28 protein-coding genes are annotated in these 24,557 nt (G+C 68.2%); 19 read left to right on the forward strand and 9 right to left on the reverse strand.

The genetic code is table 11. The annotated features are described in order from the left end of the window. Positions 1-14: 14 nt before the first annotated feature. Positions 15-635 carry a hypothetical protein gene (locus MU449_RS11770; RefSeq protein WP_244738326.1) on the forward strand — a complete coding sequence of 207 codons (621 nt, stop codon included), beginning with the start codon at positions 15-17 and terminating at the stop codon, positions 633-635. Here MU449_RS11770 and MU449_RS11775 read toward each other — a convergent pair. Further along, complete coding sequence (locus MU449_RS11775; RefSeq protein ID WP_244738328.1) at positions 629-949, reverse strand: AzlD domain-containing protein; 321 nt, start codon at positions 947-949, stop codon at positions 629-631. The two genes, MU449_RS11770 and MU449_RS11775, sit on opposite strands and share 7 nt — an antisense overlap. After that, on the reverse strand, positions 946-1,653 hold the full coding sequence (locus MU449_RS11780) for an AzlC family ABC transporter permease (protein WP_244738330.1): 708 nt from the start codon (positions 1,651-1,653) through the stop codon (positions 946-948). The genes MU449_RS11775 and MU449_RS11780 overlap by 4 nt, the downstream gene beginning before the upstream one ends. On the opposite strand from MU449_RS11780, the gene MU449_RS11785 reads away from it, so the two are divergent. Then, complete coding sequence (locus MU449_RS11785; protein WP_342345656.1) at positions 1,652-2,305, forward strand: GNAT family N-acetyltransferase; 654 nt, start codon at positions 1,652-1,654, stop codon at positions 2,303-2,305. The genes MU449_RS11780 and MU449_RS11785 overlap by 2 nt on opposite strands. Here MU449_RS11785 and MU449_RS11790 read toward each other — a convergent pair. Next, positions 2,271-3,167, reverse strand: coding sequence for a hypothetical protein (locus MU449_RS11790; RefSeq protein ID WP_244738332.1), 897 nt, complete (start codon positions 3,165-3,167; stop codon positions 2,271-2,273). The genes MU449_RS11785 and MU449_RS11790 overlap by 35 nt on opposite strands. A 7-nt stretch (positions 3,168-3,174) precedes the next feature. After that, positions 3,175-3,645, reverse strand: a complete 471-nt coding sequence (gene greA / locus MU449_RS11795) for a transcription elongation factor GreA (RefSeq protein WP_244738334.1) — start codon at positions 3,643-3,645, stop codon at positions 3,175-3,177. A gap of 211 nt (positions 3,646-3,856) precedes the next feature. Between greA and MU449_RS11800 the strand changes: the two genes are divergently transcribed. From MU449_RS11800 to MU449_RS11810, 3 genes are all read left to right on the forward strand, one after another. Continuing rightward, positions 3,857-5,509 (forward strand): electron transfer flavoprotein-ubiquinone oxidoreductase, encoded by a 1,653-nt coding sequence (locus tag MU449_RS11800; RefSeq protein ID WP_244738336.1) that lies wholly within the window; start codon positions 3,857-3,859, stop codon positions 5,507-5,509. A 99-nt stretch (positions 5,510-5,608) separates the two neighbouring features. Further along, the gene (locus MU449_RS11805; RefSeq protein WP_244738338.1) at positions 5,609-7,300 is read left to right on the forward strand and encodes a tetratricopeptide repeat protein; all 1,692 of its coding nucleotides are present in this window, start codon (positions 5,609-5,611) and stop codon (positions 7,298-7,300) included. After that, positions 7,297-8,115 (forward strand): 4-(cytidine 5'-diphospho)-2-C-methyl-D-erythritol kinase, encoded by an 819-nt coding sequence (locus MU449_RS11810; RefSeq protein ID WP_244738340.1) that lies wholly within the window; start codon positions 7,297-7,299, stop codon positions 8,113-8,115. Before MU449_RS11805 ends, MU449_RS11810 begins: the two co-directional genes overlap by 4 nt. On the opposite strand, the gene MU449_RS11815 is transcribed toward MU449_RS11810, so the two are convergent. Next, complete coding sequence (locus MU449_RS11815) at positions 8,112-9,113, reverse strand: polyprenyl synthetase family protein (protein WP_244739057.1); 1,002 nt, start codon at positions 9,111-9,113, stop codon at positions 8,112-8,114. The genes MU449_RS11810 and MU449_RS11815 overlap by 4 nt on opposite strands. A gap of 45 nt (positions 9,114-9,158) precedes the next feature. On the opposite strand from MU449_RS11815, the gene MU449_RS11820 reads away from it, so the two are divergent. The 3 genes from MU449_RS11820 to MU449_RS11830 are packed head-to-tail and all read left to right on the forward strand — an operon-like array spanning position 9,159 to position 10,379. Then, positions 9,159-9,377, forward strand: coding sequence for a putative signal transducing protein (locus tag MU449_RS11820; protein ID WP_244738342.1), 219 nt, complete (start codon positions 9,159-9,161; stop codon positions 9,375-9,377). Continuing rightward, positions 9,374-10,156 (forward strand): tRNA1(Val) (adenine(37)-N6)-methyltransferase, encoded by a 783-nt coding sequence (locus MU449_RS11825; protein ID WP_244738343.1) that lies wholly within the window; start codon positions 9,374-9,376, stop codon positions 10,154-10,156. Before MU449_RS11820 ends, MU449_RS11825 begins: the two co-directional genes overlap by 4 nt. Before the next feature lie 55 nt (positions 10,157-10,211). Then, positions 10,212-10,379 carry a YdcH family protein gene (locus MU449_RS11830; protein ID WP_244738344.1) on the forward strand — a complete coding sequence of 56 codons (168 nt, stop codon included), beginning with the start codon at positions 10,212-10,214 and terminating at the stop codon, positions 10,377-10,379. A 72-nt stretch (positions 10,380-10,451) separates the two neighbouring features. Here the strand turns inward: MU449_RS11830 and MU449_RS11835 are convergent, their stop codons facing one another. After that, positions 10,452-11,270, reverse strand: coding sequence for an EAL domain-containing protein (locus tag MU449_RS11835; RefSeq protein WP_244738346.1), 819 nt, complete (start codon positions 11,268-11,270; stop codon positions 10,452-10,454). 93 nt (positions 11,271-11,363) lie between these two features. Between MU449_RS11835 and MU449_RS11840 the strand changes: the two genes are divergently transcribed. Then, a complete protein-coding gene (locus MU449_RS11840) occupies positions 11,364-11,918 on the forward strand; it encodes a DNA-3-methyladenine glycosylase I (protein WP_244738348.1) in 555 nt (184 codons plus the stop codon). On the opposite strand, the gene MU449_RS11845 is transcribed toward MU449_RS11840, so the two are convergent. Beyond that, positions 11,908-12,441, reverse strand: a complete 534-nt coding sequence (locus MU449_RS11845; protein WP_244738350.1) for a TlpA family protein disulfide reductase — start codon at positions 12,439-12,441, stop codon at positions 11,908-11,910. The genes MU449_RS11840 and MU449_RS11845 overlap by 11 nt on opposite strands. A gap of 22 nt (positions 12,442-12,463) precedes the next feature. Between MU449_RS11845 and argH the strand changes: the two genes are divergently transcribed. The 4 genes from argH to MU449_RS11865 all read left to right on the forward strand — a co-directional run bounded on the left by argH (position 12,464) and on the right by MU449_RS11865 (position 17,698). Beyond that, a complete protein-coding gene (gene argH, locus MU449_RS11850) occupies positions 12,464-13,864 on the forward strand; it encodes an argininosuccinate lyase (RefSeq protein ID WP_244738357.1) in 1,401 nt (466 codons plus the stop codon). After that, complete coding sequence (locus MU449_RS11855; protein ID WP_244738358.1) at positions 13,861-14,016, forward strand: hypothetical protein; 156 nt, start codon at positions 13,861-13,863, stop codon at positions 14,014-14,016. The genes argH and MU449_RS11855 overlap by 4 nt, the downstream gene beginning before the upstream one ends. Before the next feature lie 124 nt (positions 14,017-14,140). Then, the gene (gene lysA / locus MU449_RS11860) at positions 14,141-15,406 is read left to right on the forward strand and encodes a diaminopimelate decarboxylase (RefSeq protein WP_244738360.1); all 1,266 of its coding nucleotides are present in this window, start codon (positions 14,141-14,143) and stop codon (positions 15,404-15,406) included. Positions 15,407-15,424: 18 nt separating this feature from the next. Further along, the gene (locus tag MU449_RS11865; RefSeq protein WP_244738361.1) at positions 15,425-17,698 is read left to right on the forward strand and encodes a DUF4175 domain-containing protein; all 2,274 of its coding nucleotides are present in this window, start codon (positions 15,425-15,427) and stop codon (positions 17,696-17,698) included. A gap of 1 nt (position 17,699) precedes the next feature. On the opposite strand, the gene MU449_RS11870 is transcribed toward MU449_RS11865, so the two are convergent. After that, positions 17,700-18,194: a zinc-ribbon domain-containing protein gene (locus tag MU449_RS11870; RefSeq protein WP_244738362.1), complete on the reverse strand. Its 495-nt coding sequence runs from the start codon at positions 18,192-18,194 to the stop codon at positions 17,700-17,702. Positions 18,195-18,289: 95 nt separating this feature from the next. Between MU449_RS11870 and MU449_RS11875 the strand changes: the two genes are divergently transcribed. Genes MU449_RS11875 through MU449_RS11890 form a run of 4 tightly spaced genes read left to right on the forward strand, consistent with a single transcriptional unit; the run spans position 18,290 to position 21,168 of the window. Beyond that, entirely contained in the window at positions 18,290-18,961 is a 672-nt protein-coding gene (locus tag MU449_RS11875) for a cell division ATP-binding protein FtsE (RefSeq protein ID WP_244738363.1), read from the forward strand. Then, complete coding sequence (locus tag MU449_RS11880) at positions 18,961-19,863, forward strand: cell division protein FtsX (protein ID WP_244739058.1); 903 nt, start codon at positions 18,961-18,963, stop codon at positions 19,861-19,863. Before MU449_RS11875 ends, MU449_RS11880 begins: the two co-directional genes overlap by 1 nt. Further along, positions 19,863-20,588, forward strand: coding sequence for a lysophospholipid acyltransferase family protein (locus MU449_RS11885; RefSeq protein ID WP_244738364.1), 726 nt, complete (start codon positions 19,863-19,865; stop codon positions 20,586-20,588). Before MU449_RS11880 ends, MU449_RS11885 begins: the two co-directional genes overlap by 1 nt. After that, a complete protein-coding gene (locus MU449_RS11890; RefSeq protein WP_244738365.1) occupies positions 20,563-21,168 on the forward strand; it encodes a pyridoxamine 5'-phosphate oxidase family protein in 606 nt (201 codons plus the stop codon). The genes MU449_RS11885 and MU449_RS11890 overlap by 26 nt, the downstream gene beginning before the upstream one ends. Here the strand turns inward: MU449_RS11890 and MU449_RS11895 are convergent, their stop codons facing one another. Beyond that, entirely contained in the window at positions 21,169-22,128 is a 960-nt protein-coding gene (locus MU449_RS11895) for an acetyl-CoA carboxylase carboxyltransferase subunit alpha (protein WP_244738366.1), read from the reverse strand. It abuts the gene before it with no gap. A 429-nt stretch (positions 22,129-22,557) separates the two neighbouring features. On the opposite strand from MU449_RS11895, the gene dgcN reads away from it, so the two are divergent. Beyond that, entirely contained in the window at positions 22,558-23,559 is a 1,002-nt protein-coding gene (gene dgcN / locus MU449_RS11900; RefSeq protein ID WP_244738367.1) for an N-acetyltransferase DgcN, read from the forward strand. 34 nt (positions 23,560-23,593) lie between these two features. Further along, positions 23,594-24,556, forward strand: coding sequence for an N-acetyl-D-Glu racemase DgcA (gene dgcA, locus MU449_RS11905; RefSeq protein ID WP_244738369.1), 963 nt, complete (start codon positions 23,594-23,596; stop codon positions 24,554-24,556). Position 24,557 lies beyond the last annotated feature (1 nt).

The raw sequence follows: 24,557 nt of genomic DNA on the forward strand, positions 1-24,557 counted from the left end.
GAAAGCCGATCCCCATGCGCAATATCCTGCTGTGCCTTGCGGCGCTGTTCACCCTTGCCGCCTGCGCCGAACCCCGCTGGGCCCCGACCGAGATGGTCCAGCGCGCCACCTATGTCAGCAACGAACCGCCCTCGCTGACGCTGTTCACCGTGATCCGCACGTCGAACGGCAATGGCGGGCATTCGGGCCTGCTGATCAACGGCAGCCAGCGCGTGCTGTTCGATCCGGCGGGCACCTTCTCGCATCCCCAGCTGCCCGAGCGCAACGACGTCATCTTCGGCATGAACGACAAGATGGTCGATTTCTATATCGATTATCACGCGCGTCCCGAATGGAACGTGGTGGAACAGGTCATCCCCGTCACGCGCGAGGTGGCCGATCTGGTCATGCGCCGCGCGCAGGATCGCGGCGCGGTGGGCAAGGCGCAATGCGCGCGGTCCATCACCGGGATTCTGGCCGGCGTGCCGGGATTTGAAAGCATCGGGCGCACCTGGTATCCCGACACGCTGATGGAACGGGTCCGGGCCCTGCCGGATGTGCGCGAACGTCTGATCACCGACGCCACGGCGCGCAAGGATTACGGCGTCGAACTGGTGCCGCCCGGCGATCCGCGCGCGCAAGTCGCCGCCTACTGAAGCGCCCAAAGCAGCGTGTAGAGGGTGATCCCGCCACCAAGGATTCCCCACAGCACGCTGCGCGTCCAAAGCCCCACGACGGCGGTGGCCACCGCCGCCGCCAGCCGCGCGGGGTCCGTCTCGCCCCCCGTCGCCTGGGGCCAGATCACCATCGGCGCGATCAACCCCGGCAGGACCGCCACGGGGGTATAGCGCAAAAGGCGCAGCGCCCATTCGGGAAAGGCGTCCGCCCGCAGCGCCAGAAACGAAAAGCGGAACAGGAACGTCCCGACGCCCAGCCCCAGGATCACGGTCCACAAGGTAAGATCGCTCATGCCCGCACCCTCCGCCGGGACAGCCAGGCCTCCGTCGCGGCCCCCGTGATCATCGCGGCCCCCGCCGCCACCAGAACGCCCGTTCCGAAGGGCATGGCGACCAGGGCCAGCGACACCGCCACCGACACCGCGCAGGCCGCGATATGCGGCACGCTGCGCAGCATCGGCGCCAGCGTCGCGATGAACGAGATCGGCACCGCGAAATCCAGCGCAAAGGAGTCCGGGATCGTCGCCCCCAGCATCGCGCCGATCAGCGTAAAGCCATACCAGAAGCCGACGATGATGATCACCGTGCCGAAAAAGAAGCCGATCCGGTCGGCCACGCTGCGGGGGCGGCGTTCGGCATCGGCCATCACGAGGGCGAAGCTTTGATCCGTCAGGCCATAGGCGATCATCGCCCGCTGCCGCAACGTGGCCCCCGCCAGAAGCGGGGCCATTCCGGCGGAATACATGATCAGCCGCAGGTTCACCGCCAGCGCCGTCACCAGGATGACCAGCGTGGGCGCGTTGTCGCGCAGCAGTTCCACCGCCACGATCTGCGATGCCCCGGCCACGACAAGGAAGGAGAACCCCATGATTTCCAGAAGGTTCAGCCCCGCCTCGGCCCCCACCACGCCGAAGACCAGCGCGAACGGCGTGACCACAAGGATGAAGGGCAGTGCGGCGCGCACCCCGTCCAGAACGGCCCGTGAAATGGATGTCATGACTTTACCCCGCCTCGGCTCTGGCATAGGCGCAGATCAGGTGCATTGCAACGAGGGCCGGATGGTCACGCTTGAATTCGGCCTGCCCGACGCCCTGCGGGATGCGGCCGCGCGGATGTACTGGGCGGCGTTCGGTCCCAAGCTGGGCCGCGTTCTGGGGCCAGAGGGCAAGGCCCATCACCTTCTGTCCCGCGCGATGCGGGCCGATCACGCACTGATTGCGGTGGAGGGGGGGCGGCTTGTGGGGCTTTGCGGGTTCAAGACCGCGCAAGGGGCCTTCGTGGGCGCGACGCCCGACCTGATGCGCGACAGTTATGGCCGCGTGGGGGCGGGGTGGCGGCAGGCGGCGCTGGGCCTGCTGATCCAGGACACAGACAATGTGCGCTTTCTGATCGACGGGCTGTGCGTGGCCGAAGGGCAGCGCGGGCGCGGGATCGGCACCGCCCTTCTGGACGCCCTCGGCACGGAGGCGGCGCGGCGCGGATACCCCGCGCTGCGGCTGGATGTGGTGGACACCAATCTGGGCGCGCAGCGGCTTTATCGCCGCCTGGGATTTGCGGCTGTGGGGCGGCACCCCGCCGGGCTGGCCGGGGCGCTGTTCGGGTTTCAGACCACGATCACGATGGTGCGTCCGTTGGCGCATCCGCGCTGAACGCCCCGGCCGCCTGCGCCAAGAGCAGAAAGGCGCGCGCGCTGCGGGTCTGGGCCAGCGCCTCCAGCTCTCCATCCGTGGCGAATTGGCCGAAGGCGGGCAGGCTGCGGTCGAATCCGCGCATGAAATGGTGGGCGGCGTCGCGGAAGATCTGATCCTCACGCATACGGGCGGCGGCGGCGGACAGCGCCGCGCGGTCGCGGATCGTGCCCACGCCCGCCATGCTGCGCCCGCGTTCCCCATGCGCGAACCGCCGCCACAGATCGGCGCGCGGCGCGTCCGAGGCGACCTCGTCCAGATAGATCCGATCCTCGGCCAGCAGCGTCAGCACATCCTGCGCCGCGCGCAGCAGACGGGCGGCGTCGGGGTCGGCCAGAACGCGGCGCAGGGCGTCGATGCCCGCCGCGTCCTCTTCCGATTCGGGGAAGTTCAGGGCGCGCAGGTAATCGTCCATGGTCAAATCGGGGGCCGGTTCGGGCGCGGGGGGCTCGTCGAACATTTCGGACTGGTCGGGTTCGGGCGGGCGGGCGGCGGGACGGGCCGTTGCCGGGCGCGGCGCGGTCGTGTGCGCCACGGGCGGGGCGGTCCGCGCGCCGTCAAGCGCCAGGCGCAGCTCCTCCGCCTCGGCCCGCAGATCGGCCATCGCCCGCAGGGTCGTGACCAGACCCGCGATCAAGGCCAGCGGCACGACCAGAAGCAGCAGCACCATCAGAATGCCCGGCCCCTGCCCTTCGGGCCGCGTCAGCCACCAGCCGATCACGGCGCCGCACCACAGCACGCCGCCAAGGATGCCGCCCACTTCCGGCAACGGCCCTTCGGACCCCGGGCGCGGCCCGGGGCGGCTTGGATCGGAACGCAACATGCTCGCCTCAGACGTAGCGGATGGACAGGATCTCATAGCTGCGATCGCCGCCGGGGGTCTTCACCTCCACCGAATCGCCCTCGTCCTTGCCGATCAACGCGCGCGCCAGGGGCGAGCGCATGTTCAGAAGACCGCGCTCGATATCGGCCTCGGCCTCGCCCACGATCTGATAGGTCTTCTCTTCGTCCGTATCCTCGTCCACCAGGGTGACGGTGGCCCCGAACTTGACCGCGCCCGACAGTTTCGTCGGGTCGATCACCTCGGACAGGCCCAGCATCCCCTCCAGTTCCTTGATACGGCCTTCGATGAAGCTCTGCTTTTCGCGGGCCGAGTGGTATTCGGCATTCTCGGACAGATCGCCCAGCTCCCGCGCCTCGGCGATCGCGCGGATCACCGAAGGGCGTTCGACGGATTTCAACGTCTTCAATTCCTGGTCGAGCGCGTTGAACCCCGCGCGGGTCATCGGGATTTTGTCCATGGGCCTTCACCGTAAAAGCAAAGCCACGGTCCCGTTAAGGGCCGTGACTTCGACGTCTTGTTCCCCCAAGACTGTGCAGAGCGGCGCGCGAATTGCAAGCGCCCTGATCGGCGGTCGGCGGAAACGAACGGCCACCGGGCGCGTTGACCATCCGTCACACCCGCGTCACAACTGGGCCAGCACGGCATTCCCCCCGCCAAAAGGACCGACGATGACCGATACCCCCACCCGCGAATCGATGGAATACGACGTTGTGATCGTGGGGGCGGGACCCGCGGGCTTGTCTGCGGCGATCCGGCTGAAGCAGGTGAACCCCGACCTGTCGGTCGTGGTGTTGGAAAAAGGATCGGAGGTGGGGGCGCACATCCTGTCGGGCGCGGTGCTGGACCCGGTGGGTCTGGACCGGCTGATCCCCGATTGGCGCGACCGCGGCGCGCCCGTGACGGTGGGCGTGGCCGAGGACAATTTCCATTACCTGACCGAGACCGGCCACAAGCGCCTTCCCAACGCGCCGATGCCGTCGCTGATGTCGAACCACGGCAATTACATCGTCAGCATGGGCAATGTCTGCCGCTGGCTGGCCGAACAGGCCGAGGCGCTGGAGGTGGAGATATTTCCCGGCATGGCCTGTTCCGCGCTGGTCCATGACGATCATGGCGGGGTCAAGGGCATCGTGGCGGGCGAATTCGGGCTGGAGGCGGACGGCACGCCCGGCCCGAACTATGAACCGGGGATGGAGCTGCACGGCAAATACGTCCTGCTGGCCGAAGGCGCGCGGGGCAGCCTGTCGAAACAGGTCATCGCCAACTACGATCTGGCCCACGGGCACGATCCGCAGAAATACGGCCTTGGCATGAAGGAGATCTGGGAGGTCGATCCCGCGAAACACCGCGAGGGGACCGTGACCCACACGATGGGCTGGCCGCTGAACGACAATGCCGGGGGCGGGTCGTTCATCTATCATGCCGAAAACAATCAGGTGCTGATCGGCTTTGTCGTCCATCTCGATTACGCCAACCCCTATCTGAACCCGTATCAGGAGTTTCAGCGGTTCAAGCATCACCCGATGGTGGCCGACCTGCTGGCGGGCGGCAAACGCGTGTCCTATGGCGCACGGGCGATCACCGAAGGCGGCTGGCAATCCATGCCCAAGCTGGTCGCGCCGGGGGTGGCGCTTTTGGGGTGTTCGGCGGGGATGGTCAACCTGCCGCGCATCAAGGGCAACCACAACGCCATGCTGTCGGGGATCGCCGCGGCGGATGCGGCGGCCGAGGCCATCGCCGCAGGCCGCGCGGGCGATGAGCTGACCGCCTATGAAACGGCGGTGCGCGAGGGCGAGATCGGGACCGATCTGAAGCGCGTGCGCAACGTCAAACCGCTGTGGTCGCGCTTCGGGCTCTGGGCCTCGCTGACGCTGGGCGGGTTCGACATGTGGACCAACCAGCTGTTCGGCCTGTCGGTCTTTGGCACGCGGCATCATGCGAAAACCGATGCGGCGGCGACGGGCAAGGCGGCGGGCCATCAGCCCATCGCTTATCCCAAGCCCGATGGCGTTCTGTCCTTCGACCGGCTGACCAATGTCGCCTACAGCTTCACCAACCACGAGGAATCCCAGCCCGCGCATCTGAAGCTGAAGGATCCGTCGGTGCCCATCGCGCTGAACCTGCCCGTCTATGCCGAACCGGCGCAGCGGTATTGCCCGGCCGGCGTGTATGAGGTGGTGGAGGATGCGGACGGCCCGCGTTTCGTCATCAATTTCCAGAACTGCGTCCACTGTAAGACCTGCGACATCAAGGATCCGACCCAGAACATCGTCTGGACCACCCCGCAGGGCGGCGACGGGCCGAATTATCCGAACATGTGAAGGCGGATCACGCTTGCGGCATCGCGCCGGAATGGGGGTTATGGGTTTGCGGTCCCCCCGAAAGCCCCATATCGTCAACCGGTGACAGCCGGAGGCCCCATGCCCGACCAGACGATCCTTCGCTCGGCCCTTCTGGCCGCCGCGCTTTTCCTGCCGCAGGCGGCCCCGGCACAGGACGCGGGCGCCTATCTGGCCGCCGTCATCGCGGCCAATGACAGCGACCACCGCGCGGCGACCCGCTGGTTCGACCGTGCGCTGGAAAGCGATGCGAACAATCCCGCCTTGCTGGAAAGCGCCATCGTCGCCCATATCGCGGCGGGCGATTTCGAACGGGCGGGGGCCTTGGCCCAGACCATGGGATCGCTGGGGCTGGAGGGGCAGGCGCTGTATATCGCGCTGGTGGACCGCGCCACGCGGGAGGAGGATTGGGACACCGTCCTGTCGGCCCAAGGCGATGGCGAGGCGATCAGCCTCATCCTGCAACAATTGGTCCGCGCCTGGGCCACGCTGGGCGGCGGCAACGCGCAGGGCGCGCTGGCGGGGTTCGACGCGGTGGCCACGACCGACGGGCTTCAGGCGTTCGGCCTTTACCACAAGGCGCTGGCCTTGGCATCGGTCGGCGATATGGAGGGGGCGGAGGAGATCCTGGGCGATCCGAACCTTGCCCCCGCCCTGACCCGCCGCGGCGTACTGGCCCATATCCAGGTCCTGTCGCAACTGGACCGGAACGACGACGCGCAGGCCGTTCTGGAGGAGTATTTCAGCCCCACCGACCCGACCCGCGTGACGCTGTCGGACCGTCTGGCGGCGGGCGAGACGTTGGATTGGGACATCGCCCGCACCGCGCGCGACGGCGTGGCGGAGGTGTTCTACACCCTCGCCTCCGCCCTGCAGGGCGAAGCGGGGGACACGCTCACCCTCGTCTATGCCCGCGTCGCGACCGATCTGCGCCCCGATCAGGCCGAAGCGCAGATCTTGACGGGCGACATCCTCTCCTCGCAGGGGCAGACGGAACTGGCCATCGACGCCTATGACCGCGTGGACGCGGCCGATCCCCTGCGCGAAGCGGCCGACATCGCCCGCGCCGACGCGCTGTTCCGCGCCGACCGCCCCGCCGATGCCGTGGAGGCGCTGGCCGCGCTGCGCGACATGCGCCCCGATGCCCTTGGCCCCGCCATCGCCTATGCCGACGCCCTGCGCCGGACCGAGGCGTGGGAGGAGGCCGTGCCCGCCTATGACCGCGCGCTGGCCCTGATCGGCGTGCCATCGGCGCAATACTGGCCCGTGCTGTTCAGCCGGGGCATCGCGCATGAACGGCTGGGGCAACATGCCGAATCCGAAGCCGACATGCGCGCCGTGCTGGATCTTCAGCCCGACCAGCCGGATGTGCTGAACTATCTCGGCTATACCCTTGTCGAACAGGGCCGGAACCTGGACGAGGCGTTGGGCATGATCGAACGCGCCGTGGCGGCCGAGCCGGGATCCGGGGCGATCCAGGACAGTCTGGCCTGGGCCCTGTTCCAGCTGGGCCGGTTCCCCGAAGCGGTGCCCCCGATCGAGATTGCGGTCGGGCTGGAACCGTCCGATCCGATCCTGACCGACCATCTGGGCGACATCTATTGGGCCGTGGGGCGGCGGGACGAGGCGCGGTTCCAATGGCGCCGCGCGCTGGAATTCGACCCGACCGAGGCGGAGGTGACCCGCATCCGCCGCAAGCTGGAGGTGGGGTTGCGCCAGGTCCTGACCGAGGAAGGCCGCACCGACCTTTCGGACAAGATACCCGCCCCATGAGCCGCATCGACGCGCTGGCCCGCGCCAAGGTCAATCTGGCCCTGCACGTCACGGGGCGGCGGGCGGACGGCTATCACCTTCTGGACAGCCTTGTCGTCTTTGCGGGCGTGGGCGACCGGCTGACCGCGACCACCGCCCCCCACCTCACGCTGGAGGTGACGGGACCGGAGGCGGCGGCGCTGCAGGGGAACGACGACAATCTGGTGCTGCGCGCGGCCCGTCTGATGGGCGGCACGGCGGCGCTGCGGCTGGAGAAGGTGCTGCCCGTCGCCTCGGGCATCGGCGGCGGATCGGCGGATGCGGCGGCGGCGCTGCGGGCGATGGCCGCCCTGACCGGCGCGCCCCTGCCCTTGGCGTCCGAGGTTCTGGCCCTTGGGGCGGATGTGCCCGTCTGCCTGAACGGCGCGTCGGTGCGCATGGGCGGCGTGGGGGAGCGGTTGGATCCGGTGATCCTGCCCAAGGGCTGGCTGGTGCTGGCCAACCCACGGGTGGAGGTGCCGACAGGCGCGGTGTTCGGGGGGCTGGAGGGGTTCGGTGCGGGCCTGCCCGACATTCCCGCCTTTGGCACCGTGATGGATCTGGCCCGCTGGCTGCGCGCCACGCGCAACGATCTGGAAACGCCCGCCGTGACGATCGCGCCCGTGATCGCCGAGGTGCGCGCGGCGCTGGCCGCCACCTCCGGCTGTCTGATCGCGCGCATGTCGGGGTCGGGGGCGACCTGCTGGGGCCTGTTCGCGGGCCGGGAGGAGGCCGAGGCCGCCGCCGCCGCCCTGCCCCGCGCCTGGTGGACCGCCGCCGCCCCGATGGAGGGTTAGCGGATGCGGGCCACCACGTAATCCGCCAGATCCAGCAGCATCGCCTTCAGCGCGTGATCGGGCAACGGGTCCAGCGCGGATTTCGCCGTGTCGATCCAGGCCAGCGCATCGGCGCGGGCGGCCTCCAACGCACCGTGGCGGGCCATGATGGCCATTGCCTGCTCCAGATCCCCTTCGACCTGTTCGCCTTCGGCGATGGTGCGGGTCCAGAAGGCGCGCTCGTCCTCGTTTGCCTGTGCCACGGCCTTGATCAGCGGCAGGGTCAGCTTGCGTTCGCGGAAATCGTCGCCGGTGTTCTTGCCGATGGTGTCGGCCACGCCCCCGTAATCCAGAAGATCGTCCACGATCTGGAACGCGATGCCCAGCGCGTCGCCGTAATCGCGCAGGCCCGCGATCTGCGCGTCCGTCGCGCCGGCAATCATGCCGCCCACCTCGGTCGCCGCCGCAAACAGCGCCGCCGTCTTGCCGCGCACCACCTGCAGATAGATGTCCTCGGTCGTCGCAAGGTCCTGCGCGGCGGTCAGTTGCAGCACCTCGCCCTCGGCAATCGTGGCCGAGGCGTTGGACAGCACGCCCAGAATGTCGATCCGGTCCGCCTCCACCATCAGCTGGAACGACCGGGCGAACAGGTAATCCCCCACGAGCACCGAGGATTTGTTGTCCCACAGCAGGTTGGCCGTGGGCCGCCCGCGCCGCCGCTGGCTTTCGTCCACCACATCGTCATGCAGCAAGGTCGCGGTGTGGATGAATTCGACCGTCGCCGCCAGATGGATATGGAACGGGCCGTCATAGCCGCACATCCGCGCCGCCGCCAGAACCAGCATCGGCCGCAGGCGCTTGCCGCCCGCCTCCACCAGATGGGCGGTCACTTCGGGGATGCGGGGCGCGTGTTTGGAGGCCATGCGGTCGCGAATCAGCGCGTTGACCGCGTCCATATCGGCGGCGAGCCATTGGCCCAGTCGGTCATGCGGCTTTTGCGAAACGTCGTCCACGTCGATCCCCGTCCCCTCGACAAACGGCCCAGCGCCGCCTATCTGTCTGGCATGAAAGAGCTTCTGCGCACCACCGATCCAACCCAGATCGCCTTCGCACAGGCGCTGCTTCAGGGCGAGGGTATAGACGCCTTTGCCATGGACGTCCACATGAGCATCCTTGAAGGCGGCATCGGCGCCTTCCCCCGCCGCCTGATGGTGCATGACGACGACCATGCCGAGGCGCGCAGCGTCCTGTCCGACAACGGCATATCCCTGCCCGAAACATGACGCCGGACCTGACGGATGACGGGTTTCTGGACGGGCGGCTGCGGGTCTGGCAGCCGCGCACAGGCTATCGCGCGGCGACCGACCCCGTTCTTCTGGCGGCCAGCGTTCCGGCAGGGGTGGGGGATCGCGCGCTGGAATTGGGCTGCGGCGTAGGGGTGGCGGGCCTGTGTCTGGCCCTGCGGACGGGCGCGCAGGTGACGGGGGTGGAGGTGCAGGCGCGCTATGCCGATCTGGCCCGCCGGAACGCGGCGCGCAACGCCCTGCCCCTGACGGTTGTGGAGGGCGACCTGACCCGCCTGACGCTGACCGACGCCTTCGATCACGTCCTGGCCAACCCGCCCTATTACACCGCGGGATCGCCGTCGGCCGATGCCGGGCGCGATCTGGCGCTGCGGGGGGATCTGCCGCTGATCCGCTGGATGGAGGTGATGGCCCGCCGGGCACGGCACGGCGGCACGGTCACGCTGATCGTCGGGGCCGACCGGCTGGCCGAGGTGTTGCGCGACATGCCCGCCACCCTGGGGTCGGTCACCGTGCTGCCGCTGGCGGCGCGGGTGGGACGGGCGGCGAAGCGCGTGATCGTGCAGGCGCGCAAGGGCGGTCGCGGGGCGTTCGTGCTCGCGGCCCCCGTCATTCTGCACGCGGGCGCCGACCATGGCGGGGATGGCGACGACGCGACCCCCCTCGCGCGCCTGATTCTGCGGCAGGGCGGCGGGTTTCCGCAGCCCCTGTCGGCTGGATTCGGCGAATGTGACGGTTTCATGAAAAACGGCGCGTGACACGACTCGGCATCCATGCTGCACTTGTCTCATCTGCAACCAGATGGAGAACGCCATGTCGATCGCTTCGCACCTGCACGAACTGCGCCGCAAGCACGAAACGCTCTCGACTTCGGTCATGTGGGAACAACGCCAACCGGCGTCGGACACCCTCAAGATCGCTGAACTGAAAAAGCAGAAGCTGCGTCTGAAAGAGGAGATCGACCGTCTTTCGCGCCACTGATCGTGGGCCGCGCATGATGCGCTTCCCATGACAGTCCCGGATGCGGGGGACGCCCCCCGCATCCGTTTCGGGTCAGGCCCGTTTCACCGCCGCCGCGTCCCAGACCGGCCGCGTGGTGGGGGCCCCGAACAGATAGCCCTGAAGGCAATCCACCCCCATGTTGCGCAGGAATTCGGCCTCGGCCACGGTTTCGACCGATTCCGCCACCGTCACCATGTCGAAATGCTGGGCGATGGATTGCAGCGCCTTGGTCAGGACCTGATTGTCCGGGTCCGCCGCGATGTTGCGGATGAACTGGCCGTCGATCTTGACCATGTCGAAGAAGAAATCCTTGAAATAGCGGAAGGCCGTGAACCCCGCCCCGAAATCGTCCAACGCAAAGGCGATCCCGTGCTTTTGCAGGTCGTTCATGAACGAGGTCACCAGCTCCGGCACCAGCATGGCCGACGATTCGGTGATTTCCAGGATCAGGCGTTCGCCGATGGTGGGATCGCGCCGCAGCCCCTGATGCAAGGCGCGCAACCAGGGGGAATAACCGATGGACCGCGCCGACATGTTGATGGACAGGCGCACATCCGGTTGTTGGGCCAAGGTCCACATCCCCGCCTCAAGTGCTGCGACGTCGATGCGGCGGCCCAGCTCCTGCTCCTCCACCGCGCCCATGAAATCGCCGGCGGGAATCACCCGCCCGGACGGGTCCATGATGCGGATCAGGCCTTCGTGAAAGGCCGTTCGCGACGGGTCCGATCCCAGAACCACCGGCTGGAAGGCCAGTTTCACCCGGCGCTGATCCAGGGCGGAACTGACCATCGCCATCGTCTGGCGATCGTTTTCCGACACGGCGAACCCAAGCGGGTTTCCCTCAAGCCCAACCCTTATTTTTCCGTCCATCTCTCACACCGCTGACTCGCACTGTCGACAGGGTGGGGCATTGTGCGTAAACAAAGTCTGAACCCACGCCATATTTCGAACGATCGGACCGAAATGCCACGCTGCCACTGGTGCGGGACGGACCCGCTTTACGTCGCCTATCACGACACCGAATGGGGGGTCCCGGAATACGATTCGCGCAGCCTGTGGGAAAAGCTGATCCTGGACGGGTTTCAGGCGGGGCTGTCCTGGATCACCATCCTGCGCCGGCGCGACGGGTTTCGCGCGGCGTTCGAGGGGTTTCACCCCGAAGCCATCGCCACCTGGGGCGAACCGGAGATCACCCGCCTTCTGGCCGATCCCCGCATCATCCGCCATCGCGGCAAGATCGAGGCGACCATCGGCAACGCCCGCGCCTATCTGGACATCCCCGATTTTTCGGCCTTCCTGTGGGATTACGTGGGGGGTGCGCCCCTTGTGAACGCCCCCGCAACCCCGCAGGACATCCCGACCGAGAGCGAGCTGTCGCGCCAGATCTCGCGCGATCTGCGCAAAAAGGGGTTCAAGTTCTGCGGCCCGACGATCACCTATGCCTTTCTGCAGGCGACGGGTCTGATCAACGACCATCTGGCGACCTGCCCCGCGCAGGCCGGGCCGATCACTGCATAAGAGCGTCGAACACCGCCAGCGCGTCGGGCGTGTCCCAGTCGGCGTCGCCGGTCAGGCGGCCGACGATGGCGCCGTCGGGGTTCAGGATCAGGGTGACGGGCAGACCCACCACCCCCACCTGCCGCGCAAGCGTCATGTCGGGATCGCGGAACACCGGCAGGCGTTCGATCCCCGCCTCCTCGAAGAAGCGCTGGATCGCGGGCACGGGATTGCGTCCTGCCGCCACCGTCACCACCGCAAGATCGGGCCGCGCGGCCTGCAACCGATCCAACGAAGGCATCTCCTTGCGGCAGGGCGCGCACCAGGTCGCCCAGAAGTTCATGACCGTCCATTGCCCGGTGGGCAGCGCCGCCTCGGCCTCGTCCGGGTCCAAAAGGGGCACGTCGGGCAAGGCCCGCGCCTCGGTGAAGGCAAGTTTGCGCATGTCGCCCGCGCGGGCCGCCTCCGCCTCGGGCACGCCGGCCATCGCCGTGTTTGCGCCAAGCGCCAAGGCGGTATAGACCACACCCAACAGTTTCCGCATCCGATCCTCCGAAGGCATCTCCATGACCGCATCCGACAAGACCAGTGCCAACGCCATGTGGGGCGGACGTTTCGCCGCCGGACCGGACGCGATCATGACGGCGATCAACGCCTCGATCGGGTTCGACCAGCGGATGGCGGCACAGGACATCGCCGGATCGCGGGCCCATGCGGCAATGCTCGCAGCACAGGGCATCATTACGGATAACGACGCCGAGGCGATCGGCCAAGGCCTTCTCACGGTGTTGTCAGAGATCGAGGGCGGCGTCTTCCCCTTCCGGGTCGAATTGGAAGACATCCACATGAACGTGGAGGCGCGCCTGAAGGAGATCATCGGCGAGCCTGCGGGCCGCCTGCACACGGCCCGGTCGCGCAACGATCAGGTCGCGCTTGATTTCCGCATGTGGGTGCGCGATCAATGCGACGCCGCGATAACGGGGATCGAGGCGCTGATCCGCGCCTTCGTCCTGCAGGCGGAAATGGGGGCCGACACGGTCATGCCGGGCTTCACCCATCTGCAGACCGCGCAGCCCGTGACATGGGGGCACCACATGCTGGCCTATGCCGAAATGCTGGGCCGCGACCTGTCCCGCTTCCGCGATGCGCGCGCGCGGATGAACGAATGCCCGCTGGGGGCTGCGGCGCTGGCGGGGACCTCCTTCCCGATCGACCGCGATGCGACGGCCAAGGCGCTCGGTTTCGATCGGCCCACGGCGAACAGCCTCGATTCCGTGGCGGACCGCGATTTCGCGCTGGAATTCTTGTCGGCTTCCGCCATCACGGCCATGCACCTCTCGCGCTTTGCCGAGGAGCTGGTGATCTGGTCCAGCGCGCAGTTCCGCTTCGTGCGTCTGTCCGACCGCTGGACGACCGGCAGCTCGATCATGCCGCAGAAGAAGAACCCCGACGCCGCCGAACTGCTGCGCGCCAAGATCGCCCGCATCCTGGGGGCGACGGTGGCGCTGTTCACGGTGATGAAGGGCCTGCCGCTCACCTATTCCAAGGACATGCAGGAGGACAAGGAACAGGTGTTCGACGCCGCCGACACGCTGATGCTGTGTCTGGCCGCGATGACCGGCATGGTGGGCGACATGCAGGCCAATGCCGAGGAATTGCGGAAGGCCGCCGCCTCGGGCTTTTCCACCGCGACCGATCTGGCCGACTGGCTGGTGCGCGAACTGGGCCTGCCCTTCCGCGAGGCGCATCACGTCACGGGCACGCTGGTCGCGCTGGCGGAATCCAAGGGCTGCGACCTGCCGGACCTGACGCTGGCCGACATGCAGGGCGTGCATTCGGGCATCCGCGCCGACGTGTTCGAGGTTCTGGGCGTGGAGAACTCGGTCCGGTCGCGCACCTCCTTCGGCGGCACCGCCCCCGATCAGGTCCGCGCGCAGGTGCAGGTGTGGAAGGATCGTCTGGGATGAAAGTCCTTGCCACTCTGGCCCTGCTCACGCTGGCCGCCTGCGATACGGGGCCGTATCTGGGCGCCGGTGTGGGCATCGGGCCGGGCGGTGTCTATGTCTCCCCTTCGGTCAGCGGGCGCATCGGTGGCGTCGGCGTGGCCGTCAGCCCCTGAGGTCATCATGCGCGCCTTTCTCCTTGTTCTTTTCCTTGCCGCCTGCGGTGTGGACGGCGAACCCACGGCCCCCAACGGGCAGGATGTGTTCCCGGCCGTCACCCAACCCGGGATCAACCGCTGAATGGATCATTTCCTCTATCGTTCGGGCGTCCTGCACGCCGAAGACGTGGCGCTGTGCGACATCGCGCAGGTCGTGGGCACGCCGTTCTATTGCTATTCCACCGCCACGCTGACCCGCCATTACCGGCTGTTCACCGAGGCGCTGTCGCCCCTGCCGCATCTGGTGTGTTTCGCGATCAAGTCGCTGTCGAACGTCGCCGTGCTGAAGACGCTGGGCGATCTGGGCGCGGGGATGGATGTGGTGTCGGGCGGGGAATACCTGCGCGCCAAGGCGGCGGGCGTTCCGGGCGACCGGATCGTGTTTTCCGGGGTGGGCAAAACGCGCGAGGAGATGCGTCTGGCCCTGACCGGCGGCATCCGGCAGTTCAACGTCGAAAGCGAGCCGGAGATGCGCGCCCTGTCCGAGGTGGCCGTGTCGCTGGGCGTGGTGGCCCCGATCACCATTCGCGTGAACCCCGACGTGGACGCGCGCACGCATGAAAAGATCGCGACCGGCAAATCCGAGAACAAGTTCGGCATCCCGATCGCCCGCGCTTCCGAGGTCTATGCCGAGGCTGCATCCCTTCCCGGCCTCGATGTGGTGGGCATCGACGTGCATATCGGCAGCCAGCTGACCGAACTGGAACCGTTCGAGCAGGCCTATCTGAAAGTGGCCGACCTGACGCGCCGCCTGCGGGCCGAAGGGCATGACATCCGCCGTCTGGATCTGGGGGGCGGCCTTGGCATTCCTTACGCCCGCGGGAACGAGGCGCCACCCCTTCCCACCGATTACGGCGCGTTGATCCAGCGCACCGTCGGCGATCTGGGCTGCGAGATCGAAATCGAGCCGGGGCGCCTCATCTCCGGCAATTCCGGCGTTCTGGTCAGCCGCGTGATCTATGTGAAGGAAGGCGAAGGTCGGGATTTCCTGATCCTGGACGCCGCGATGAACGATCTGGTGCGCCCGTCGATGTATGGCGCGCATCACGACATCATCCCGCTGGCCGAATCCGCCCCCGCCGCGCCCACCCGCCCCTATGACGTGGTGGGACCGGTGTGCGAGACGGGCGACACCTTCGCCAAGGCCCGCGAAATGCCCGCGCTTGCCGAAGGCGATCTGGTGGCCTTCCGCTCGGCCGGGGCTTACGGCGCGGTGATGGCCAGCGAATACAACACCCGCCCCCTGATCCCCGAGGTGCTGGTGCATGGCGATCACTATGCCGTCATCCGGGCGCGCCCGACATTTGACGAGATCCTGGCCCGCGATACGATCCCCGAATGGCTGTGACGCGGATGGGCGGATGGGATGACCGGACGGAATGACCCGATCCTTGCGCGGCTGGCCCGCCCGATCCGCCTGACCCTTCTGGGGCTGTGGCTGGAACGCGCGGCGCGGGCGTTCTGGCCGCTTGGGTCGCTCGTTCTGGGGGGGCTGGCCCTTCTGATGTTCGGGGTGCAGGACCATCTGCCGATCACGGCCCTTTGGGCGGGATGCGCGGGGGCGGGCCTTGGCGGTCTGGCGGCCCTGGGCTTCGGGCTGCGCCGCTTTCGCCGCCCCACGCGGGGCGAGGCGATGGCCCGTCTGGACGCCTCCCTTCCCGGCCAGCCGATCGCCGCCGCGCGGGATGCGCAGGCGGTCGGGGCGGACGACCCCGCCTCCGCCGCGCTGTGGGCGGCGCATGTTGCGCGGATGGCGGATCGGGCACGGGCGGCCCGCGCCGTGGGGCCCCGCCCGGATCTTGCCGCCCGCGACCCCTATGCCTTGCGCCTTGTCGCGCTGACGGCGCTGGCGACCGCGCTGATCTTCGGATCGGTCTGGCGGGTGGCGACGGTGGCCGATGCGGTGCCCGCAGGCTCCGCCATTCCCACCGGCCCCATGTGGGAGGCGTGGGTCCAGCCCCCCGCCTATACCCGCCAACCCACCATCTATCTGAACGACCTTGCGGCCGAGGCGCTGGAGGTGCCGACGGGCAGCGCCCTGCGCCTGCGCCTTTACGGCGACGTGGACGTGGCGCTGTCGGACATGCCGCCCCAGACCGGCCCCGACCGGACCTATGCCCTTGGGCGGGACGGCACGCTGACCCTGGGCGACCGCGCGTGGCGGATCGCCGTGCGCCCCGATGCCGCGCCGATGGTCGCGATCCCCGCCCCGCCCGAACGCCAGCCGGATGGCGGTCTTCGCCTGCCGTTCCGCGCCGGGGACGATTACGGTATCACCGGTGGCGTGGCCGAGGTGACGCTGGATCTGGCCGCCGTGGACCGCCGCCATGGCCTGACCGTGGACCCGGAGGTGCGTGCGCCGCTGCGCCTCGACCTTCCCCTGCCCATCCGGGGCGACCGCCGCGCGTTCGAGGAGGTTCTGACCGGCGATCTGTCCAAACATCCTTATGCCAATCTGCCCGTGACCCTGCGGCTGGAGGTGACGGACGCGGCGGGGCAGACGGGGGTGGCATCGATGGCGATGACGCTGCCTGGCAAACGGTTCTTCGATCCGGTGGCGGCGGCGGTGGCCGAAATGCGGCGCGATCTTTTGTGGTCGCGCGCCAATGCGGGCCGCACGGGGCAGGTTCTGCGGGCGGTGACCTTCGCGCCCGACGATCTTTTCGCCAATCAGCGCGCCTTTCTGCGCCTGCGGGCCGTGATCCGCGCCCTGTCGCCCGACCTGTCCCCCGAGGATCGCGACCGCATCGCCGAGGAGTTGTGGACCATCGCCACCATGCTGGAACATGGCAATGACGGGGATGCCCGCGCCCGCATGGCCCGTGCGCAGGACCGTCTGTCGCAAGCCATGCGGGACGGGGCCGACCCGGCCGAGATCGAGGCCCTGATGCGCGAACTGCGACAGGCGACCGACGATTATATCGACCAGTTGGCGCAGGAAGGGGAAGGCCAGCAGCAGGCCGAGGGCGAGACGCAGGACCTGACCGGCGATCAGCTTCAGGGGATGATGGACCGGATCGAGCAGTTGATGCGCGAGGGGCGGATGGCCGAGGCGCAGGCCCTGATGGATCAACTGGCGCAGATGATGCGGAACCTGCGCGTCACCGAAGGTGAGGGTCAGGGCGAGGGCCGCCCCGGCGGCGGTCTGGGCCAGACGCTGCGCGATCAGCAGCAATTGTCCGATGACGGCTTTCGTGGGCTTCAGGACGGCGGCGATGCCGACGATCTGGCCGACCGCCAGCGCGCGTTGCGCGACCAACTGCAGGGGCAGGAGGGCGACGAGGCCGACCGCGCCCGCCGCGCGATGGAAGAGGCGGAACAGGCGCTGCGCGGCGGCGATCTGTCCGGCGCCTTCGACCGGCAGGCCGAGGCGATCGAGGCGTTGCGGGACGGGATGCGCGCCGAAGCCGAGCGGCAGACCCCGGGCCAGCCCGAGGGACAGGCCACCCAGACCGACCCCCTTGGCCGCCCCACCGGCCCCGCAGGCCGCATCGGATCGGACGACAATCTGGCCGAAGGCGAGGCCGAGCAGCGCCGCCGGGCCGAGGCGCTGCTGGACGAGATCCGCCGCCGCGCTGGCGAACAGATGCGGCCCGAGGAGGAGCGCGACTACCTCCGTCGCCTGCTCGATCTGTTCTGACTCAGTGGGTCTGGATACGCGCGATCAGCCGATCGAGCGCCAGCCGCCCCTGATCCACCCAAGCGGTGTAACGGGCCAGCGGTTCGGCCAGATCCGGGGCCTCCTCGGCCAGACGCGGCGCGCCCAGATACAGGCCCGCCAGCACCGCGAGCGGCAGGATCGCCAGAAGGACCCCGGTCACGAACCCGCCCTTGCGGCGCGGCGGCGGGGCCGTGGGCGCGGGGGGGATGGTTCCTTCGCGCAGGCGCGCGGCGGTCTCGATCGCCGCCTCCTCGCGCAGGATGGCGCGGAAATCCTCGGGCACCGGGCGGACAGGGGTCGGGGGTGTGGCCGGGGGTGGCGTCGGGGCGGGTGGCGGGTCCAGCCGCAGCGGCGCCTTCGGCACCTCATACCATTCATACCCGCAGGCCGAACATTTCACCTCGCGTCCGCCCTCGGGGATGGCGGCGGCGTCCACCTCGTAATGCGCCCCGCATGTCGCACAGCTCAGCCGCATATGTCCCTCGCACGGTTTCGGTTTTGCGGGTGTTGTAGCAACGATGACGGTGCTATCCAAGCAGGACCGCGCCACGTCCATGAAGGGGGGAGCCTGTGATCGCTTTTGATGAGGTCGCCTACAGCTATGGCGGTGCGGATCTGCTGACGAACGTGAACCTGATCCTGCAACCGGGATCGTTCCATTTCCTGACCGGCCCGTCGGGGGCGGGGAAATCGACGCTGCTGAAGCTGTGCCATGGCGAGCTGTTCGCGACCACCGGCACGGTCACCCTGTTTGACCGCGACATCCGGTCGGTGGGCCGCGATGGGCTGGCGCGGATGCGGCGGCGGGTGGGCGTGGTGCAGCAGGACTGCCAGTTCCTCGATCACCTGTCGGTCGCAGCCAATGTGACCCTTCCGCTCAGCGTGACGGACCGCGAGACCGATCCCCAGGATCTGTCGGACCTTCTGGACTGGGTGGGCCTGACACGCCACGCCGGGTCGTTGCCGCCCGAATTGTCGGGCGGGGAACGTCAGCGGGCGGCGCTGGCCCGCGCGGTCATCATGTCGCCCGACCTGCTCTTGGCCGATGAACCCACCGGCAATCTGGACTGGGAGATGTCGTTGCGCCTGCTGACCCTGCTGGTGGAGCTGAACCGGATGGGCAAGACCATCCTGATCGCCACGCATGACATGCACCTGATCCGCGCGGCCAAGACCCAGGTCGGCGCGCGGGTGCTGCGCATTCGTGACCGGTCGGTGCAACTGGCGGGGGCGGACCTGTGATCCACGCCCTGCGCACCGCCTTTCGCGATCTGACCCGCCCGGACCCCGGCGCCGACCGGCTTGTGCCCCCCACCGGCACCGGCGCGTGGCTGACCATCTTCACCGCCGCCGTGATGGCCTTTCTGGCGGTGTTCGCGCTGGCGCTGGCCTTGGCGTCGGGCCGGCTGGCGGATCGCTGGTCCGAGGCGTTGGCCCGCACCTCCACCATCCGCATCTCGGCCCCGCCGGACCAGACCGACGCGCAGGTGCAATCGGTGCTGTCCATTCTGGCGGCCACGCCCGGCGTCGCCTCCGCCCGCCCCCTGTCGGACGAGGAGGAGCGCGCGCTTCTGGCCCCGTGGTTCGGATCGGACCTGCCGCTGGACGACCTGCCCATTCCCCGGCTGATCGAGGTGACGGAGGACGGCTCCGGCTATGACGCCGAAGGGTTGCGCCAGCGTCTGACGGCCGAGGCGCCCGACGCGAGCCTGGACGATCACACCCGCTGGCGCCAGCCCCTGGCCTCGGCCGCCAACCGGCTGCGCATTCTGGGTTGGGGGGCGCTGGCGCTGATTTTGGCGACCACGGGCGCGGTGATCACGTTGGCCGCCAACGCGTCGCTGGCCGCCAATGCGCCGATCCTGAAGGTGCTGCGTCAGATCGGGGCGCAGGACGGCTATATCGCCCGCGCCTTCGTCCGGCGGTTCACCCTGCGCACGCTGTCAGGTGCGGCGGGGGGGGTGCTGGTGGGAAGCTTCGTCGTCTGGCTGATGCCGGCGGGCGGGGCGGACGGGTTTCTGACCGGCCTTGGCATGGGGTGGTCGGGATGGGCCTTGGCCTGGCTGCTGCCCATCCTGTGCGGGATCGTGGCCTTCATGGCCACCCGCCGCGCCGCCTTCCGCAAGCTGGCCGAGATGACCTGATGCCCCGCCCCGCCCTGATCCAGAAGCCGCTGTCGATCCTGTTCGCCGCGCAGATGTATCTGGCGATGGGCGTGGTGGGTCTGGTCATGCTGCCCGCCGCCCTGATCTCGCGCGACGGGGCGATCCGGGCCTGCAAGCTGTTCTGCGGCTGGGTGCGGTTCACGGCCCGCCTCATGCTGGGCATCGACACGCGGATCGAGGGGGTGGTGCCGACCGGACCCGCCCTTGTCGCGGCCAAGCACCAGTCGTTTCTGGACGTCCTCTTGATCTTCGCCGCCCTGCCCCGCCCGCGTTTCGTAATGAAGGCGGAGTTGCTGCGGATGCCGGTCTTCGGCTGGTATGTGCGCCGTCTGGGCTGCATCCCCGTGGCGCGCGGTGGCGGGGCGGCGGCGGTCGCCGCGATGGTGGCGGCGGCGCGGGGCGAGGAGGGGCAGGTCGTCATCTATCCCCAAGGGCAGCGCCTGCGGCCGGGGGCCACCGCCCCCTACAAATACGGAACGGCGGCGCTCTATGCCGATCTGGGGCTGCCCTGCGTGCCGGTGGCGACGGAGGCGGGCCATGTCTGGCCGCTCGGGCCGTGGCGCAAGGCGGGGCGGGCCACGGTGCGCTTTTTGCCCGCCCTGCCCCCCGGCCTGCCACCTGAGGACCTTCTGGCCCGGCTGCAGGCCGTTATCGACCCCGAATCGGAAAGGCTGAGCCATGAACACCATCGACACGCTGGCTGATCTGTCGGCGCATTACGGCACCCCCAGCCGGGCCGCGACGGAAAAGGTCACGGCGCAGCTGACCCCCGCCTATGCCGCCTTCGTCGCCCGCAGCCGGTTCTGCATCCTGACGACCGTGGGGCCGGAAGGCACGGATGGCAGTCCGCGCGGCGATGACGGTCCGGTGGTGCGGATCCTTGATCCGCAGACGCTCGCCCTGCCCGACTGGAAGGGGAACGACCGCGTCGATTCCCTGCGCAACATCGTGCAGGACGGGCGGGCGAGCCTGATGTTCCTGATCCACGGATCGAACAACGCGCTGCGGATCAACGGGCGGGCCAAGCTGACGGCGGACGATGCGCTGCGGGACGGCTTCGCGCGGGGCGACCTGCGCCCGCGCACCGTCATCCTGTTTCGGATCGAGGAGGTCTACGCCCAATGCGCCCGCGCCCTGATGCGGTCGGGATTGTGGACCCGGGGGCCGGATGCCGAAGGCCTGCCGAGCGTGGGCGACATGCTGCGCGAGGCGACGGGCGGGACCTTCGACGGGACCACCTATGACGCGGAATGGGCGGCCCGCGCCGCCCGCACCATGTGGTAATTACGCGGCCAGCCCCTTGGCGCCCATGCCGAGGAACTTCTGACGGCGGTCCTTGACCAGCGCCTCGCGCGATTGGCCGGACAGATCCGTCAGCATGGACTGGATCGCCTTGCCCACGGCGGCGATGGTTTCGTCCCGTCCGCGCTGCGCCCCGCCCAGCGGTTCCTGCACGATGCGGTCGATCACGCCCAGCTTCTGCAGGTCCTGCGCGGTCAGGCGCAGGGCGTCGGCCGCCTCGCGCATCTTTTCGGCATCCTTCCACAGGATCGAGGCGCAGCCCTCGGGCGAAATCACGGAATAGACAGAATGCTCCAGCATCGCGACACGGTTGCCGGCGGCGAAGGCCACGGCCCCGCCCGACCCGCCTTCCCCGATGACGGTGGCGATGACCGGCACGCCGACCTCAAGGCATTTCATGGTGGAGCGGGCGATCGCCTCGGACTGGCCGCGTTCTTCCGCGCCCTTGCCGGGATAGGCGCCGGGCGTGTCGATCAGCGTGACGATCGGCAGGCCGAAACGGTCGGCCATGTCCATCAGGCGGATGGCCTTGCGATAGCCTTCGGGGCGGGCCATGCCGAAATTGCGTTCGATCCGGGATTTGGTGTCATGGCCCTTTTCATGGCCGATCACCATCACCGGCCGGTCGTGGAACCGCGCGATCCCGCCCATGACCGCGTGATCGTCGGCAAAGTTCCGGTCGCCCGCCAGCGGGGTGAATTCGGTGAACAGCGCCTCGATGTAATCCTTGCAGTGGGGGCGTTCGGGATGCCGCGCCACCTGCGTCTTCTGCCAGGCGGTCAGGCCCTTATAAAGGTCGCGCAGCAGCGTTTCCGCCTTGCGGTCCAGGGCGGCGGCCTCTTTTTCCATGTCCATCTTGTCATTCTGGCGCGCAAGGGCCCGAAGCTCTTCCGCCTTGCCCTCGATCTCGGCCAAGGGCTTTTCGAATTCAAGATATTGCATGGTCCGGTCCCTGATGGATGCTGCGCCCCTATATGCCCGCGCGCGCCTTGCGATGCAACCGCATGGCACAAACCACAACGCCCCGGGGCTTCCCCCGAGGCGTTGCGTCCTCCCCGATGCTGCGTCAGGCCTCCCCTCCGTCGACAGCCGGATATTCGAACGGATGATTTTTCAACCACCCATGGGATGAGAGTGCTGCACAATGCGGCATAGTGTCAAGAAATCTTTACATTGCGTGACGGAAATTATGGACCACCCCGCCACGCCGAACGATCGTGCAGGATGTCGCCCAGTGTCGCGGTTTTATCGCGCGAACCACCATGCATGCCGAATTTACTTGCGCGCCGGCGCTGTGGAAAAAGTCAGAACGCGAAGCATTCCCGAATGAAATGCCCTAATCTTTCCCCAAACAGATTGTGGAGCCGAACAATGATCCAGACCCCTTACCTGCTGTTCCTGGGCGATGCCCCCGACGCCCTTGCCGCCAAGGTGGCGCAGGGAATCAAGGACTGGCGCCCCGAATTCGCCAAGGGCCAGTTCCGCATGGAGGGCTGCAAGGCGGATATGGGCCTGACCGACATGACCCTGGACGAGGCGGTGGCCGCGGGCGTCAAGACGCTGGTCATCGGTGGGGCCAACCGGGGGGGCGTGATCTCGCCCGCGTGGAAGCAGGTGTTGGTGCAGGCGCTGGAGAAGGGCCTTGATATCGCGTCGGGCCTGCACAACCTGCTGCGGGACGAACCCGAACTCGTTGCCGCCGCCAAGGCGCATGGCCGCAGCCTGCACGACGTGCGCGTGCCGTCGGTCCAGTATCCCATCGCCAACGGCAAGAAGCGCACGGGCAAGCGGATGCTGGCCGTCGGGACCGACTGTTCCATCGGCAAGATGTACACCGCGCTCTGCGTGGAAAAGGAGATGCGCGCCCGCGGAATGAACGCCGATTTCCGCGCCACGGGTCAGACGGGCATCCTGATCACCGGGGGCGGCGTGCCGCTGGACGCCGTCATCGCCGATTTCATGGCCGGATCCATCGAATACCTGACGCCCGACAACGACGCCGACCATTGGGACCTGATCGAGGGTCAGGGCTCGCTCTACCACGTTTCCTATTCCGGGGTGACGCTGGCGCTGGTGCATGGCGGACAGCCCGATGCGCTGGTCGTCTGCCATGAGCCCACCCGCGACCACATGCGCGGCCTGCCCGACTATAAACTGCCGACGCTGGAACAGGTGCGCGACACCGCGCTGGCGCTGGCGAAGGTGGCGAACCCGGATTGCGTCGTCGTCGGCTATTCCATCAACACCCAGCACATGAACGACGCCGACGCCAAGGCCTATATCACCAAGGTGGAGGCAGATCTGGGTCTGCCCGCGACCGACCCCTTCCGCTTTGGCGCGGGCAAACTGGTGGACGCGCTGTCCGCCATCTGACAGCGTGCCCCGAAACGACACAGGAGGAAGCGGCATGATCGACGTTCTGGCGCAAACATTCAAACTCGCGCAGGTCTTCACGATCAGCCGCGGATCCCGCACGGAAACCAAGGTGATCGCGGTCAAGATCACGCGCGGCGGGCTGGTCGGATGGGGCGAATGCCTGCCCTATCCGCGCTATGACGAAACGCAGGACAGTGTGGCGGCGCAGATCGCCACCCTGCCAGACAGCGTGACGCGGGCCGAATTGCAGACCCTGCTGCCCGCAGGCGCCGCCCGCAACGCCGTCGATTGCGCGCTGTGGGATCTGGAGGCGAAGGCCGCCGGCAAGCGGGTGTGGGAACTGGCGGGCCTGCCCGCGCCGCAGCCGCTGACCACGGCCTATACCCTGTCGCTCGATACGCCCGAAAACATGCGTGCGGCGGCGGCAAAGAACGCGCATCGCCCGCTGTTGAAGATCAAGCTGGGCACGCCGGACGACATGCCCCGGCTGGAAGCCGTGCGCGCCGGTGCGCCGGACACCCGGATCATCGTCGATGCGAACGAGGGTTGGACGGCGGATGTCTATACCGAGCTTGCGCCGCATCTGGTGCGGATGGGCGTGGCACTGGTCGAACAGCCCCTGCCCGCGTCCGATGACGGGATGCTGGCCGAGATCGCCCGCCCCCTGCCCGTCTGCGCCGACGAATCCTGCCATGACCGCGCCAGCCTGCCGCATCTGAAGGGCAAGTATGACGTGATCAACATCAAGCTGGACAAGACCGGCGGCTTGACCGAGGGGCTGGCCCTGCGCGACGCCGCGCGGGCCGAAGGATACGACGTGATGGTGGGCTGCATGGTGGGCACCAGCCTTGCCATGGCCCCCGCCGTTCTGGTGGCCCAAGGGGCCAGCGTGGTCGATCTTGACGGCCCGCTGCTTCTGGCCGAAGACCGCGACACGCCGCTGGTCTATGATCAGGCGGGCGTGCACCCGTCCGATGCGAAACTCTGGGGATGAC

It is taken from the genome of Falsirhodobacter halotolerans, assembly GCF_022899245.1.
Classification (GTDB): Bacteria; Pseudomonadota; Alphaproteobacteria; order Rhodobacterales; family Rhodobacteraceae; genus Falsirhodobacter; species Falsirhodobacter halotolerans.